The organism is Kluyvera sp. NPDC087067 (assembly GCF_044745165.1).
Classification (GTDB): domain Bacteria; phylum Pseudomonadota; class Gammaproteobacteria; order Enterobacterales; family Enterobacteriaceae; genus Kluyvera.
Genome location: NZ_JBIUZS010000003.1, coordinates 1 through 16,213, shown reverse-complemented (window position 1 = coordinate 16,213; position 16,213 = coordinate 1). Strand labels below are relative to the sequence as shown.

General features: G+C 52.8%; 14 protein-coding genes. 2 read left to right on the top strand and 12 right to left on the bottom strand.

Translation table 11 applies throughout. The annotated features are described in order from the left end of the window. Positions 1–7 precede the first annotated feature (7 nt). A complete protein-coding gene (locus ACIPDS_RS08905; RefSeq protein WP_400734765.1) occupies positions 8–1,975 on the top strand; it encodes a glycoside hydrolase family 127 protein in 1,968 nt (655 codons plus the stop codon). 98 nt (positions 1,976–2,073) lie between these two features. Here the strand turns inward: ACIPDS_RS08905 and purF are convergent, their stop codons facing one another. From purF to pdxB, 9 genes are all read right to left on the bottom strand, one after another. Next, a complete protein-coding gene (purF, locus tag ACIPDS_RS08900) occupies positions 2,074–3,591 on the bottom strand; it encodes an amidophosphoribosyltransferase (protein ID WP_166516110.1) in 1,518 nt (505 codons plus the stop codon). Between the two features lie 33 nt (positions 3,592–3,624). Further along, on the bottom strand, positions 3,625–4,113 hold the full coding sequence (gene cvpA, locus ACIPDS_RS08895; protein ID WP_400734763.1) for a colicin V production protein: 489 nt from the start codon (positions 4,111–4,113) through the stop codon (positions 3,625–3,627). A gap of 470 nt (positions 4,114–4,583) precedes the next feature. Continuing rightward, on the bottom strand, positions 4,584–5,267 hold the full coding sequence (gene dedD / locus ACIPDS_RS08890) for a cell division protein DedD (protein WP_400734761.1): 684 nt from the start codon (positions 5,265–5,267) through the stop codon (positions 4,584–4,586). Next, entirely contained in the window at positions 5,257–6,525 is a 1,269-nt protein-coding gene (gene folC / locus ACIPDS_RS08885; RefSeq protein WP_400734759.1) for a bifunctional tetrahydrofolate synthase/dihydrofolate synthase, read from the bottom strand. Before folC ends, dedD begins: the two co-directional genes overlap by 11 nt. Positions 6,526–6,664: 139 nt before the next feature. Beyond that, positions 6,665–7,579, bottom strand: a complete 915-nt coding sequence (gene accD, locus ACIPDS_RS08880) for an acetyl-CoA carboxylase, carboxyltransferase subunit beta (protein ID WP_400734757.1) — start codon at positions 7,577–7,579, stop codon at positions 6,665–6,667. Between the two features lie 196 nt (positions 7,580–7,775). Further along, complete coding sequence (locus tag ACIPDS_RS08875; protein ID WP_166516105.1) at positions 7,776–8,435, bottom strand: DedA family protein; 660 nt, start codon at positions 8,433–8,435, stop codon at positions 7,776–7,778. A gap of 25 nt (positions 8,436–8,460) precedes the next feature. Beyond that, entirely contained in the window at positions 8,461–9,273 is an 813-nt protein-coding gene (gene truA / locus ACIPDS_RS08870; RefSeq protein ID WP_166516104.1) for a tRNA pseudouridine(38-40) synthase TruA, read from the bottom strand. Then, positions 9,273–10,286, bottom strand: a complete 1,014-nt coding sequence (locus ACIPDS_RS08865; RefSeq protein ID WP_166516103.1) for an aspartate-semialdehyde dehydrogenase — start codon at positions 10,284–10,286, stop codon at positions 9,273–9,275. The genes truA and ACIPDS_RS08865 overlap by 1 nt, the downstream gene beginning before the upstream one ends. 63 nt (positions 10,287–10,349) lie before the next feature. Beyond that, positions 10,350–11,477, bottom strand: a complete 1,128-nt coding sequence (gene pdxB / locus ACIPDS_RS08860) for a 4-phosphoerythronate dehydrogenase PdxB (RefSeq protein WP_400734753.1) — start codon at positions 11,475–11,477, stop codon at positions 10,350–10,352. A 108-nt stretch (positions 11,478–11,585) separates the two neighbouring features. Between pdxB and flk the strand changes: the two genes are divergently transcribed. After that, positions 11,586–12,596, top strand: a complete 1,011-nt coding sequence (gene flk, locus ACIPDS_RS08855) for a flagella biosynthesis regulator Flk (RefSeq protein WP_400734751.1) — start codon at positions 11,586–11,588, stop codon at positions 12,594–12,596. Between the two features lie 224 nt (positions 12,597–12,820). Here the strand turns inward: flk and ACIPDS_RS08850 are convergent, their stop codons facing one another. The 3 genes from ACIPDS_RS08850 to ACIPDS_RS08840 form a co-directional block, all read right to left on the bottom strand. Beyond that, the gene (locus ACIPDS_RS08850; protein WP_400734749.1) at positions 12,821–13,858 is read right to left on the bottom strand and encodes an SEL1-like repeat protein; all 1,038 of its coding nucleotides are present in this window, start codon (positions 13,856–13,858) and stop codon (positions 12,821–12,823) included. Positions 13,859–14,055: 197 nt separating this feature from the next. After that, a complete protein-coding gene (locus ACIPDS_RS08845; RefSeq protein ID WP_400734747.1) occupies positions 14,056–15,015 on the bottom strand; it encodes a tetratricopeptide repeat protein in 960 nt (319 codons plus the stop codon). A gap of 58 nt (positions 15,016–15,073) precedes the next feature. Beyond that, positions 15,074–16,213, bottom strand: a 1,140-nt coding sequence (locus ACIPDS_RS08840; RefSeq protein ID WP_400734745.1) for an RHS repeat-associated core domain-containing protein, incomplete at its 5' end; no start/stop codon positions are given.

The window sequence follows — 16,213 nt, the reverse complement described above, 5'->3', positions numbered from 1 at the left end:
GGTAAACATGATGCAGTCTGATGTGATTGAAGCTGATTTGAACAACATCACCATTACCGATCCGTTTTTAGGTGAATACCAGCGCCTGATTCGCGATGTCGTCATCCCCTATCAGTGGGAGGCGTTAAACGACAATATCGCCGAGGCCGAGCCTAGCCACGCGTTGGCGAACTACCGCATTGCCGCAGGTCTTGAGGAAGGTGAGTTTTACGGCATGGTTTTCCAGGACAGCGATGTCACCAAATGGCTGGAAGCCGTGGCCTGGTCATTAAGCCAAAAGCCGGATGCAACGCTTGAGAAAACCGCCGACGAGGTCATTGAATTACTGGCCCAAGCGCAGTGTGAAGATGGTTATCTCAATACCTGGTACACCGTGAAAGAGCCAGGCTTACGCTGGAGCAACGTCGCCGAATGCCATGAGCTGTACTGCGCCGGACACCTGTTTGAGGCGGCGGTCGCGTTCTTTAACGCGACGGGCAAACGTCGACTGCTGGAGATCGCCTGCCGCTTTGCCGATTATATCGATACCGTATTTGGCCCTAATGAAGGCCAGCTGCGCGGCTATCCGGGGCATCCCGAAATTGAGCTGGCGCTGATGCGGCTGTATGAAGTCACCCATGAACCGCGCTACCAGGCGTTGGCCTGCTTCTTTGTTGAGGAGCGCGGTCAACAGCCTTACTACTACGATATCGAGTTTGAAAAACGCGGCGGCACCCAGCACTGGGTCGGTTGGGGCGACGCGTGGCCTGGGATGATAAAAGATAAAACCTACACGCATTCGCACAAGCCGCTGTCCGAGCAGAGCGAAGCCGTGGGTCACGCGGTGCGTTCGGTGTATCTGATGACCGGGCTTGCGCATATTGCACGCATGACCAACGACGAAGAGAAACGCCAGACCTGCCTGCGTATCTGGAACAATACGGTTCAGCGCCGGATGTACATCACCGGCGGCATTGGTTCGCAGGGAATTGGCGAAGCCTTTACCAGCGATTACGACCTGCCAAACGACACCGCCTATGGGGAAAGTTGTGCCTCTATCGGCCTGATGATGTTTGCCCGTCGAATGCTGGAGATGGAGGGCGATGCCCACTATGCCGACGTGATGGAACGTGCGTTCTATAACACGGTGCTTGGCGGTATGGCGCTCGACGGTAAACATTTCTTCTATGTTAACCCGTTAGAAACGCACCCAAAAAGCATTCCGCATAATCATATTTACGATCATATCAAACCGGTTCGTCAGCGCTGGTTCGGCTGCGCCTGCTGTCCGCCGAATATTGCCCGCACGCTGGTTGCGATTGGTCACTATATTTTCACCCCACGTCCTGACGCGCTGTTTATCAACTTCTACGCCGGAAGCGAAGCGCAGTTTGCCGTCAAAGAGCAGACGCTGGCGCTGAAAATCACCGGTAACTATCCGTGGGATGAGAAGGTTACGCTCACCCTCACCCAGCCGCAGGCGGTCAGCCACACGCTGGCGCTGCGCTTGCCGGAGTGGTGTGAAGCGCCACGCGTGCAGGTCAACGGAGAAGCGGCTCAGGGTGAAGTGATCAAGGGTTATCTGCATCTGCACCGCCAGTGGCAGGCGGGAGACACCATTATCCTCAATCTGCCGATGACGGTTCGCCGCGTCTATGCCAACCCGCTGGTGCGTCATGCCGCAGGCAAAGTCGCCATTCAGCGTGGGCCGCTGGTCTATTGCCTGGAACAAGCGGATAACGGTTCTGAGTTGCACAATTTGTCGCTGCCAAAAGAGAGCGAGCTGCGGGAAATTCAGGGCGTGGGCGTGTTAAAAGGAAAAATTCTTTTGCAGGCTGAAGGGGTTCGCGTGTTAACGGCGCAAGAAGATAAACCGCTGTACAGCTTTGATAACCGCCAGACAGCAGTCGAGAAGCAGACCTTAACCTTTATTCCGTGGTTTAGCTGGGCCAACCGAGGGGAAGGCGAAATGCGCATTTGGGTGGACGAGGTGTAATAAAAAGCCGGAGGGCGGCAACGCCTTATCCGGCCTACAAAGCGAGCAGAACGTAGGCCGGATAAGACGCAAAGCGTCGCCATCCGGCATACCCTGACTTATCCTTCGTTATGCATCTCTAAGCTCTCAACTTCATTGAGCAATTGAATGGCTTTCGCGTCGTCATTGCGCAGTGAGTCGAGGAAATCAAGATAAGCCTGATCCACGTCTTTAGTGACATACACGCCATTGAATACTGAGCATTCAAACTGCTGAATATCCGGGTTCTCGGCGCGTACTGCTTCAATCAGATCGTTAAGATCCTGGAAGATAAGACCGTCTGCACCGATGATCTGGCGAATCTCATCCACTTCACGCCCATGAGCAATCAGCTCAGTGGCGGTAGGCATATCAATACCATAGACGTTCGGGAAGCGAATTTCCGGGGCCGCTGAGGCCAGATATACCTTCTTCGCGCCAGCTTCACGCGCCATTTCGATAATCTGTTCAGAGGTCGTGCCACGCACGATGGAATCATCCACCAGCAGCACGTTTTTATCACGGAACTCAGCGCGGTTGGCGTTCAGCTTACGGCGAACCGATTTACGACGCAGTTGCTGGCCGGGCATGATAAAGGTGCGCCCCACGTAGCGGTTTTTCACAAACCCCTGGCGGTACGGTTTATCGAGAATACGGGCGATTTCCAGGGCGATATCACAAGACGTTTCCGGGATCGGGATAACCACGTCGATATCCAGATCGTCCCACTCACGCGCAATTTTCTCGCCAAGCTTCGTCCCCATATTCACGCGGGCGCTATAGACGGAAATTTTGTCGATAAAGGAGTCCGGGCGCGCAAAGTAGACGTATTCGAACAGGCAAGGGTTACTGACCGGGTTATCCGCACACTGACGGGTAAACAACTGCCCTTTCTCAGTAATGTAGATGGCTTCACCCGGCGCTACGTCACGCAGGAATTCAAAGCCCAGCGTATCCAGCGCCACGCTTTCGGAGGCCACCATATATTCGGTGCGACCATCGCCAATATCACGCTTGCCAAGCACCAGCGGGCGAATACCGTTTGGATCGCGGAAAGCCACCATACCGTGACCGATAATCATCGCCACGCAGGCATAGGCACCACGGATCTGACGATTCGTCGCGGCAATGGCGGCGAAAATGTTATCGGCTTCCAGCGGATAATGGCGGAAGTTATCCAGCTCACTGGCGAAAATATTGAGCAGGATTTCAGAATCGGAAGTGGTGTTGATGTGACGGCGTTTTTCTTCAAACAGCTTTTGACGTAACTCATGCGCATTGGTCAGATTGCCGTTGTGCGCAAGCGTAATACCATACGGAGAGTTGACGTAAAAAGGCTGGGCTTCGGAAGCACTGGAGCTGCCCGCCGTTGGATAACGCACATGGCCAATACCCATATTGCCCTGCATACGTTGCATGTGGCGAGCTTCAAAGACATCGCTGACCAGGCCGTTCGCCTTACGCAACCGGAAGCAGTTGTTGGCATCAATGGTGATGATGCCAGCGGCATCCTGACCACGGTGCTGAAGCACCGTTAGCGCATCATAAATCGACTGGTTAACCGGCATGACACCGGCGATACCGACAATACCGCACATACGTCTTTTCCTCGTTCAGCAACGACCCAAGGCCTATACCTTGGGCAAGAAACTTGACGAGCTTTGCAGGTAGTCAAAAAACCATCTGATGACGGGTGAGAAATAAGGAATAAACTGCGAGTGTTGCCAGTCATCGCTTTTCGCCATTCCGGTAAAGGTGTCGAGGAAGAACAAGATAGCGGCGATAATCAGCACCCCACGTAAAGCGCCAAAGCAGATCCCCAATACCCTGTCTGTACCCGACAGACCGGTTTTTTCCACCAGCTGGCCTATCACGTAGTTCACGCTAGCACCAACGATGAGCGTCACGATAAACAGCGCCGCAATAGCAATCCCATTTCGAACACGTTCATCTTCAAAGCCCGTAAACCAGACAGACAGTTCCGTGTAGTAATGGCTGGCAACATAGAAGGCACAGCCCCAGGTTACCAACGATAACGCTTCACGAACGAAGCCGCGGATAAGGCTCACTAAGCAAGAAAAACCCAGTACCGCGATAATGGCATAATCAATCCAGACCATAAATGTCCCACGATTTTACGCCCTGTCATCCAGTTCGGGCGCATTCTAACAGAAAAAGAAAACGTTTGCGTAGGGATTTCCTTCCCGAGCATAAATAAAAAATGGCGCTGAAAAAATATTCAACGCCATCGTTTTTGGGCCGTTTTCAGCGTTGTGCAGGCCCCCTCACCCTAGCCCTCTCCCCACAGGGGAGAGGGAACCGTTGAGAGCCGTCGATAAGTTCGGTATCGGCTTTCTGCCTCGCCCCATTTAGGGAGAGCACCGCCGAGAGCCGGTATTAAGTCCGGCACCGGCTTTCCCTCCCCCCTCTATGGAGAGCGACCGCCGAGAGCCGGTGTTAAGTCCGGCACCGACTTTCTCCCTCGCCCCTTTAGGGAGAGCGACCGCTGAGAGCCGTTGTTAATCCCGGCACCGACTTTCTCCCTCGCCCCTCTGGGGAGAGGGCCGGGGTGAGGGGAAATACCGACACCTTAGTTCGGCGTGTATCCCATCACGACGCCACTCAGCCCCGACAGCTGTTTCAACTCACCCAGTGAGCCTTTGAGCTTATCTTTCGAGGCATCGGGCCCCACCAGAATTCGGGTGATTTTACCCTGAACCGGCGTTGAAGGCGACGTGTAAGCACGATATCCCGCACCTCGCAGGCTGGCGACGATTTCATTCACCTTATCCGCATTTTTCAATGCGCCGAGCTGAACCACATACGCTTTACCAACCGGTGCCGCTTTTTCTTCCGCCGCAGCTTTCGGCGGCGGCGTAGTCGCCGCGACCTGCTCGGTCGCTGGCTGTGGTTTTGGCTGCGGCTTCGGTTTTTCTACCGGCTTAGGCTTCGGCAATTCAGCCGCAGGCGGGATCTGTTCAAGATCACCATTGCCATTCACCGACAGGCGGCTGGAGTCCAGCGACGGCGCGGCGGCATCCCCCGCCCTCACCTCTTCAGCAGCGCCTTCAGGCGGCTGAGCGGGTAAGGCCTGAGTTGCCGTTGGCAGCATATCAGGTTCATCGCGATCGCCCGGTTTTGGCACCAGTGGGATCGCGGCAAATTCATCCTGATAATGTTTTTTTTGCCCGTCGAGCAGCCCGGGCAGCACGATAACGCCCAACGCCACCAATACTATCGTCCCGACCAGACGGTTTTGAAACTTACTTGCCACCGGCTCTCCCCGCGTCTAACTCTTCCATCACATGCGCTACCGTGTGGAATGACCCACACACCAGCACCGTATCTTCGGGCGCTGCATCAGCCATGGCGGCATGCCATGCCTGCGCGACGCTGATATAAACGGTCCCCGCGCGCAAATGTTCGCGCAATTGCTCGGCCGTCGCTCCGCGCGGCCCTTCAAGAGGCGCGCAATACCAGCGGTCTACCACCTCATCCAGGCATGTCAGCGTACCGGCAATATCCTTATCATGCAGCATACCAATAACTGCCAGTACTCGCCCAGTTTTCGGCAACGATTTGAGACGCCCGGCAAGGTAGGCGGCGGCATGCGGGTTATGCGCGACGTCAAGGATCACGCGCGGCGCAAGCTGGATGGTCTGGAAGCGGCCCGGCAGAAGCGCGTTAGCGATCCCCTCCCGGATAGCCTCTTCGCTTACCGCAAGCTGACTTGCTCGCAGCGCCGCCAGCGCGGTTGCCGCATTGGGCTGCGGCACCTGCGGTAGCGGAAGCCCGCTCAGCTCGCCTTCGGCATCGCTAAACGTCCAGCTGTCAGCCTCGACCGTGTAGCGCCAGTCGACATCACGCTGACGCAGCACCGCGCCTTTCTCGCGCGCGACATCGGCGATGGTATGCGGCATATCAGGTTCACCCACAATCGCCGGGCGGCCACCGCGGAACACGCCCGCTTTCTCGCGGCCAATGCTTTCGCGATCGGGGCCCAGCCAGTCGGTATGATCCAACGCAATGCTGGTCACCACGGCAACATTCGCATCCACGATGTTGGTGGCGTCCAGTCGTCCACCCAGACCGACTTCAAGGATAACCACGTCCACTTTAGCCTGCTTAAACAGCCACAGCGCCGACAGCGTGCCGTATTCAAAATAAGTCAGCGATGTCTCGCCGCGCGCCGCTTCAATCGCCGCAAATGACGCCGTGTGGGCACTTTCAGCCAGTTCGCTGCCCTGTACGCGCACACGTTCGGTGTAGCGCACCAGGTGAGGAGAGCTATAAACCCCCACGGAGTAACCCGCCGCCATCAGGATAGCTTCAAGCGTCCGGCAGGTCGTGCCTTTACCGTTGGTGCCCGCGACGGTGAATACAAAAGGCGCAGGCTGGAGCACGTCCAGATGTTCAGCAACCAGGCTGACACGCGCCAGGCCAAGATCGATGGTTTTGGAGTGAAGGTTTTCCAGATAAGAAAGCCACGTAGCCAAAGGCGACGTGGCCTGAGGAATGAGATGTTTTTCCATGGTGCCCGCAACTTTCAACGGTGAATAATAACAAAAAGGGCAGCGCCACCCGGCTCTGCCCTTTTTCTCGTCGTCTTTCAAGCTGCAGGTGCGTTGGCAGCATCTGCCCACCTGCAACCCGAAATCCATAGAGCAATGATCAGGCCTCTGGTTCCTGATCCGGTACTGGCGGAACCACCACGCTTTCACGCGGCGCATCCGGATTCGGTGCCGGGAGATTCATCAGCTTCGCCAGGATACTGGCCAGCTTCAGACGCATTTCCGGGCGACGAATAATCATGTCGATAGCGCCCTTCTCAATGAGGAACTCACTGCGCTGGAAGCCAGGCGGCAGTTTCTCACGCACGGTCTGCTCGATAACCCGCGGGCCCGCAAAGCCGATAAGCGCTTTTGGCTCAGCGACGTTCAGATCGCCCAGCATCGCAAAGCTCGCAGACACGCCGCCCATGGTTGGGTCGGTCAGCACGGAGATATACGGTAAACCGCGCTCCTGCATTTTCGCCAGCGCCGCAGAGGTTTTCGCCATCTGCATCAGCGACATCAGCGCTTCCTGCATACGTGCGCCACCGGAGGCGGAGAAACAGATCAGTGGACAGTTATCTTCCAGCGCCTGTTCAACCGCACGAACAAAGCGCGCACCAACAACGGAACCCATTGAGCCGCCCATAAAGGAGAACTCAAATGCCGCAGCAACAACCGGCATGGTATGCAGGGTGCCTTTCATAACAATCAGCGCATCTTTCTCGCCCGTTTCTTTCTGAGCGGATGCCAGTCTGTCTTTATACTTTTTAGAGTCACGGAACTTCAGCAGATCTTTTGGCTCAAGTTCGCTACCTAGTTCAACCAGGGACCCTTCGTCCAGCAAGCTATGCAGGCGATTACGCGCTGACATACGCATGTGGTGATCGCACTTCGGGCAAACCTCAAGGTTACGCTCCAGCTCCGCACGATACAAAACCTGACCACAGCTATCACATTTGGTCCATACCCCTTCCGGGATGCTCGCCTTACGGGTAGGTGTGATGTTACTTTTAATTCGTTCAATCCAGCTCATTGATAACCTTTCTGCCTGAACCTGGTCGATGCCAGTTTTGCCATTAAGGGGGCGCGCATAATGCCACTTTCGCCCCTCATAGACCATGAATGTTGCACATTAAAACATAACAGCCCGAAACTTGGCATAAAAAAGTGGTCGAACCGCGAAACATGCCGTAACAGGGCACGGCTGAATCGTGCCCTATGTATTACGTTTATTTAACCTGTTTTGCTGCTGCTCGGCGGTGACGGATCACCTCGATAACGCCTGGCAATATCGACAGGACGATAATCGCCACAATCAGCAGTTTCAGGTTTTCCTGAACGATAGGCAGGTCGCCAAACAGATAGCCCGCGTAGGTAAACAGCAGTACCCACAGCAGCGCACCGGTGACGTTATAGATTGCAAAATGACGATAGGACATATGGCCCATTCCCGCCACAAACGGCGCAAATGTTCTGACGATCGGCACAAATCGCGCCAGGATTATCGTCTTGCCACCGTGCTTATCGTAAAACGCATGCGTCTTATCAAGGTAGCTACGACGGAAGATTTTCGAGTCCGGGTTACTAAAGAGCTTTTCTCCGAACATGCGGCCAATCGTGTAGTTCACCGCGTCCCCGACGATGGCGGCTATCACCATCAATACCACCATCAGATGAACGTTCAGATCGTTAGTGGGCAGCGCGGAAAGCGCACCGGCAACAAACAGCAGCGAGTCGCCTGGTAAAAATGGCGTCACCACTAGCCCGGTTTCACAAAACAGGATCAAGAACAAAATGGCATAGACCCAGACGCCGTACTGCGCGACCAGTTCCGCCAGATGCACATCGATATGCAGGATGAAATCAATTAAAAAACGAATAAGATCCATATTGTTTTAGCCCCAAATGACTACGTTAGTCCGCCAGGAAAAGCGGCCCCATCGGCACGGAAGGCAGTTCAAAGTGTGCGGGGTAGTCTACCGCCACCAGGTACAATCCTTCCGCTTTCGCCGTCGCTGCGGCAAGCGTCCTGTCTTTTGCCGCCAGCAGTTCTGCAATCCAGCTCTCCGGCTGGTTTCCTGCGCCAACTTCCATCAGGCTGCCAACAATATTCCTTACCATGTGATGCACAAAAGCATTCGCTTTGATGTCCACCACAATGTACGCGCCGTAGCGAGTCACGTTGATGTGCATCATATTGCGCCACGGCGTGCGCGATTGGCACTGAACGGCGCGAAACGAGGTGAAGTCATTCTCACCCAGCAAACTCTGCGCCGCGCGATGCATCCGCTCAGCATCCAGCGGCTGATGATAATGCGTCACGCCCTGACTTAACACCGCCGGACGTAGCCGGTGATTGTAAATAATGTAACGATAGCGACGCGCCGTGGCGCTAAAGCGCGCGTGAAAATCATCGGGGACAGCTTTCACCCAACGCACCGCAATGTCTCCAGGCAAATTCGCATTTGCGCCTAACGTCCACGCGATATCTTTACGCACAGCGTGAGTGTCGAAATGCACAACCTGGCCGGTGCCATGCACGCCGGAGTCGGTGCGCCCGGCGCAGAAGACGTTGATCGGTTCATTCGCCACCTGCGAGAGCGCTTTTTCCAGCTTTTCCTGCACGCTGCGCACTTCATTTTGCCGCTGCCAGCCGTAGTACTTGCTGCCGTCGTACTCAATGCCCAGCGCAATTCGATAGACCGGCAGTTGCTCCATGTCGGACATTAGTACAGATACTCCTGCACCAGCTTCTCAGCCGTTTTTACCGCCATCAACGCGCCGCCGAAACGGACGTTATCGGCAACCGACCAGAACTGGATCTGCTCTGGCATACCGTAATCATTGCGCACGCAGCCAACGGACAGGTGCGCGCTACCGGAAGCATCGCCAACCTGAGTCGGGAATTCACCCTCTTCAGACAGCGCGATATCTTCACCACGTTCAAAGGCATCACGCGCTTCTTCCGCCGACAGCGGGCGCATCGCTTCAAAAGTGACCATCTGCGCATGACCGTAGAACACCGGTGTTTGAATGACGCTTGCGGAGATCATCAGACCGTCGTCCTGGAGGATTTTACGCACCTGGTCAACAATACGACGCTCGTCAGGCACGCTGCCTGCGCGGTCTGGCAGTAATGGCAGCATGTTGAATGCCAGTTGACGACCAAAGAAATCGTCTTCGTCGATAGGAATACCGTTGAGCAGTTTTGCGCTTTGCCCCGCCAGCGCATCGACCGCTTTTTTGCCATGCGCAGAAGCAGAAAGCAGGTTGGTAACCCCAATGCGAGACAGACCGCCATCATCGATGAGCGGTTTTAAGGCGCTCAACAGCTGGCTGGTCTGGCTATCGGCGACGGCCACCAGGTTGCGGTTACGATAGTCAGCGAGGACAAACGGATTCACATCCGGCACCACCAGCGGCACGTCAGGCTCAAGGGCAAACACACCGCTAAGATCGATAATCAAACAGCCCGCGTTGCTGGCTTCTTCAGCATAAGTTGCCGAGGCTTCTTGTCCTGCGGCAAAAAAGGCCAGCTGCGCCTGAGTCCAGTCAAACTCAGCGGCGTCCTGCACCATTACCGTTTTACTGTTAAAACGCAGATTCTCACCCGCGCTTTCGCTGCGCGCTAGCGCGTAGATATCACCCACCGGAAACTCGCGTTCAGCAAGGGTTTCAATCAGGGCGCGGCCCACGGCGCCAGTTGCGCCCAGAATGGCAATGTTCCAGCCTTCAGACATGGTGATTTACTCCAGAAAAATAGCGCCCTTGCCGGAGTATCCGACAAGGGTATTAAGAAGACATTAACGATGTACGGCGTTAAACCCGATTTGCTGCAGCAGCGCGGCGGCGTCTGCATCGTCGCATTCCACGGTGAGCGAAGACCATTCGCGGCGCTCAAGATAGTTCTTGCGCAGCTTGTCAAATTCCCCCGGGATCCCGGCAACTTTTCGCAGCGGTGCGTCATCGCGGCGCACATCATACACCAAATGAACCAGTCTTTTCAGCGTTGGCTGATCGAGCGGCCCGTGCAAAGTGATGTGGCCAAATTCCGGTGCGGGTAAGAGCGAAGAGAGCGCCACTTCCTGCGGCTGACCGATAAACTGGCTGTAAGCTTCAAACACCTGAGTGGTGCCGCGCGCTTTGCCTTCCAGGGTGTAGCCCGCAATGTGTGAGGTCCCTAAATCAACCTTCGCTAACAGCGCCAGGTTAAGATCCGGTTCTGGTTCCCAGACGTCCAGCACCACACTGAGATCTTGCCCAGCTTCCAGACGCGACAGCAGCGCGGCGTTATCTACCACCGGGCCACGGCAGGCGTTGATAAGTATCGTCCCCGGCTTCAGGCGGCGTATCAACGCTTCATCGGCCAGGTGCAGGGATTTGTAAGCCCCCTCTTTATAGAGCGGCGTGTGGAAGGTCAGCACGTCGGCATTTTCAACCAGTTCTTCGAGCGTGCGGAAATCCCCTTCGTCGCCATTATCCGCCCGAGGCGGATCGCATAGCAGCGTTTTGATTCCCAGGGCTTCCAGCCGTTTTTGCAGGCGACCACCGACATTGCCCACCCCGACGATCCCGACGGTGCGGTCGGTCAGCGCAAAACCATCACGTTCAGCCAGCATCAGCAGCGCCGAGAAGACATACTCAACAACGGCAATCGCATTGCATCCCGGTGCGGCGGAAAATCCAATCCCTGCCTGCTGTAGCCACGGCTGATCAACGTGGTCGGTGCCCGCCGTGGCGGTGCCTACGAATTTAATCGCTTTGTCGCCTAACAGCGCTTCATTGACTTTAGTGACGGAGCGCACCATCAGAGCATCGGCGTCGGTCAACGCTTCGACTGGGATGGGACGGCCAGGAACAGCTTTGACCTCACCCAAACGGCTAAAAAGCTCGCGCGCGTAGGGCATATTTTCATCAACAAGGATTTTCACGGTTAGTACCTGTCTGAGAACGAGAGTAAACGCGGGAAGTGTGCCATAATCTCGCCGCCAGGCATACTTGCGCCTGGCGTCAGTAAAGCAATATGGAAAGGATGAATCATGACACAACCCATTTCAGGTATGCCTGCGCGCCCTCCGGGGGCCGGTATTCCTCCCCTCTCCCCTGCCGGAGAACAGCCGCTTAGCACGCAGCAACGTACCGTGCTGGAACGGTTGATAACGCGATTAATCGCCATGACCTCGCAGCAAAATGCGGAAGTCTGGGCGGGGGTTAAGCACGATCTGGGTCTTAAGAATGATACGCCTTTACAGGCTCGTCACTTTCCCGCCGCCGAACAAAACCTCAATCAGCGTATCGGCACTGCCGAGCAAAAGCTGAGCACACGACAAACGCTGTCGCAGCTGACTGAGCTGCTGGGTCAGGGTAATAACCGCCAGGCCGTCAGCGACTACATACGCCAGCAGTTCGGTCAGACCGCCCTAAGCCAATTGACGCCACAGCAGTTGAAGAGCGTTTTGCAGCTATTACAGCAGGGGCAGCTGTCTATTCCGCAACCCCAGCAGCGTCCGGCAACCGATCGCCCGCTGCTTCCGGCTGAGCACAATACGCTGAATCAACTGGTGACCAAAGTCTCTGCCGCCACCGGTGATTCAACCAAACTTATCTGGCAATCACTGCTCGAACTCTCAGGTGTTAAAACCGGAGATACGCTGCCCGCCCGGCACTTCAACGCGCTGGTGACGCTACTACAGGCGCGGCTGACGTTAAGCTCACAGGCGGCGCCAACGCTTAATACGCTCCAGGCGGCGTTGAAGCATCCGATGGAGTCACAGGAGTGGCAGTCGGTACGTGATTACGCCCAACAGAACTGGAACGGTACGCCGCAAACGATACTCACCCCGGTGCAGGTTCAGGAATTGCTGAATTTACTGTTCTTAAAACGAATTGAACGCGAACGCGTGGCACACACGCTGGAAGCTCGCGACCTGCAGCCTATCTATGCGCCATTTGCGCCGGTAATCAGCTCTTTGAAATCGCTTTCGGCCCGGCCCGGGCTGGCGTTTGTGGTGGTCATTGTGGTGTTTGTATTGTTGTGGCTGGTGATCTAAGAGTTACACCGCGGCATCAGGATTTAAACCGATTGTTCCCTCTGGTAATCGCGAAAGAAGGGAGGGTAAGAAAGACATTTTTTCTTATTCTCTCCTTCAGCTTGCATGTATCCATGCATATCTATAATCGCATATTCCTTATATCTCTCAGCCATAAAGTCAGCATCTATACTTGTATCACACACTTAATATTATTGATAAATTGAATGTACAAAATAATTTATTCAATCGTGTTGCCAATGATATTTATAAATATATTCATCCGACAGAACTCTTGCCTCTTCCATTTGCCCCTTCGTTAGTTGCGAACCAATATGCTCTCTATTTTTCTTTGCCTCTTCCTTGCCGTTGACACTCGCGACAGAATACCAAGCATAGGCCTTTAGATAGTTTTTAGGCAGATTATCAGTACCTTCTTCATATAACATCCCGAGGTTATATTGAGCCTCTCCCCATCCCTGCATAGCTGATTGTTGAAGCAAATGGATGGCCTTATCCTTATCTATAGGCAGTCCACCGTTACCATTAAAATAAAAAAATGCCAGACTATTTTTAGCTTCCATTGAGCCGTGCTCCGCTCCTTTCTGTAACCATTCAACTGCTTTCCGGTCATCTTTTTCAACCCCAATCCCGAGATAATACATTCTCCCAAGATTAAACTCAGCCATTGGTTCGTTTTTATTTGCGGCGTGCATAAACCATTCTTTCGCCAATGAATAATTCGGCGCCCCCACTTTGCCATCAAGGTATATCAGACCTAAATTAAGTTGTGCCGCTGAGTAATTCTTTTCAGCGGCTTTAAGATACCAATATTCTGCCTGCTTATAATTCCGCGTCGTACCTTTACCATATTCATATGCAACCCCTAAATCTGATTGAGCTTCAACCATTCCTTTACTTGCGGCTTTTGTATACCAATTGAACATTTTTTTATAATCTTGTGATACGCCATGTCCGCGGCTGTATAGAATTCCTAGAGAATATTGGGCATCAGGGTCGCCTTGTTCTGCTGCCTTAAGAAACCATTTTGCTGCTTGCTGATAATCTTTATTAATATATTTCCCGTAGTAATAGTACCTTCCTAGCTGTTCTTGCGCTCTAATGCTACCATGTTCCGCTTCTTGTTTAAGCGAGAGAATATTAATTTCTGCAGAATAGACAGAATTAACACTAACAAAAACAACAATCGCTACAAAAAACAACACGATTCCTTTGTTTTTTCTAACACAATTGTATTCTTTTAAGTAAGGATTATTCATCATTTATGTTTTTAGTCACGTTATCACCATCAGCTTCACCAGCTATCCCTGTTGCAATGGATAACAAAGGTGAACCAAGGAAAGAGAATACTTTCCCAAGTGTCATGCTCTGACATTCAGTTTTATCCTCGAACAGGACAATTTCGATAAAGATAGATTGTTCGCACCTCCCTATAACTTGTCTAATTCACCCCCCTCCGTTAAGGATATCTACATTCTGTTTGAGACTTATAAATATCATCCTCAACTGGGGAGGCACGATATTTATGACTGTATTCCGCTGCCATTTCCTTGGCCACGACGAGCTCTTTGCCACTCATTTTACTGGTAAGTAAATTAAGTTCATCTTGAGAATTCAAAGAACCATTTATATATGCGGTATAATACCAAGCATATGATTTTTTATAATCAATTGGCGCTTCACCATCATTTTCCATATAAAATGAAGCAAGGTTCATTTGGGCTTGAACATACCCCTGACATGCTGATGCTTCAACAAGTGGTAAAACTTTTTCAAGATCTTCTGGATGACTTCCCAATCCTTTACCATAAAAGGCTCCCAGTGAATTCCTAGCACTCATCGAACCAAGGGCAACGGCTCTCAGATACCATTTCTCAGCCTGAGCGTTGTCTTTTTCAGTACCCAAGCCATGAACATACATCTGCCCAAGATTATTCATTGCGACAGTATTGTTTTGTTCAGCTGCTCTTAATAACCATTTTTTGCCTTCCAAATAGTTCCTTTCGGCACCTGTGGTCGTGACATACAATGTTCCTAAATTAACTTGAGCATTTACCATCTTTTGCTCAGCTGCTTTTGTATACCACTTTATCGCTGTTTGAATATTTTTTGCAGCACCCCAGCCATGTTCGTAATAAAGTCCTAAATTAAATTGAGCCTGCGCATAGCCTTGTGTAGCAGATTTCTTGTACCAATACATTGCTTTTTCATAATCCTTCTTTACACCATTGCCATTTCCATAAGCAAGACCAAGATCGGTTTGGGCTTCTGCATTGCCCTGCTCAGCTAACATGGCAAGATGTTCTATATCATCCTCAACACTCTTTTTAATCACCTTGTAATACAAAAAACAAAACGACATAATTACTAATAAAATAGTAATAGTCACTGTGGTTTTTTTCTTTGAAAGATTGACCATCCCCACCCCTAGTTACCATTTGGTAAATAAAAACCCGCAACACATATTGAATACATAATTATTGTTTTTGCTCATAAGATGAGAGTATATCAGTAAGATAATCTAGCGTCTTACCCTGGTGATCTGACCCGCCTTCATTTATAAAACTTTTACCACAAGTTAATAATAAATTCTTGGGTTCTCTTTCTCCATCCTTTATAACAGCATCAGCAACATCTTTAATACATGCTGAGCTTTTCTCAGCTACCGTTGCCGAACCGAAATTCATCCCTCCCAGCCCTATAATTGCAGAGCCAACAGACACACCTAAAACATATTCAGACAATGGATTGGGTACATTATGCATTGTTTCCATATTATGTATTACACCAGCGGCTTCATCTGTTGATAAATAATTAACAGCTGAGCCAGCCTGTTGGCAATATTGCCTCATTCCATCGCCAAAAGAAGCCAATCCTGCTAATCCTAGTGGATCAATATTTTTGACCGGATTTAATGGATACTGGTATGGATTCAACCCACCTTCCAGCCCAATCGGATCCTGCGTGATATACCTCCCCATCAGCGGCTCATAATACCGGTGCCGGTTGTAGTGCAGTCCCGATTCCTCATCATACTGCTGGCCCGGCAGGCGGAAATTCTGCGTGATACTGTGCGGGTTGTTCTCACTGAGCTGACTGCCCCACTCATTGTACTCTGCCTGCCAGACGATGTTTCCTTCGCTGTCCACCAGTGCCAGCGGCAGGCCCCGGTGGTCGCAGTGGTACAGGTGGATTGCTCGATTCGGCTCATAAATTGGCTCCAGCTGTGCTGCCATTCTTTCCACCGTCAGGCCGCAGCCTGCCAGCCAGCGGCGGTTTTCCTCACTGACCGCGTTGTGCCGCAACTCAGCTTCAAGTTTGTCCAGCATCTGTATCAGCACCGGCGGCATCATGACCGGCTGACCGTTTTCACTGCCCTCCTGCTGGAGCTTCTCCGCCAGGCTGCGGTGGTGGGCCTTTGCCAGTTCGGCAACGTCTGTTTCGATACGAATGAGCGGGGTGAAGCTGCCCGGCGTATACAGCGTCTGGATGCGGGTCTGCTGCGTCTGCTCGGTGACCAGACGGTCGCCGTCCCAGCCGTACCAGGTGACGTACGGTTTACGGGAGAAGGCCATCTGGTCGTGGTCAGGGTGGTCGCGTTCCAGTTTCCACACCTG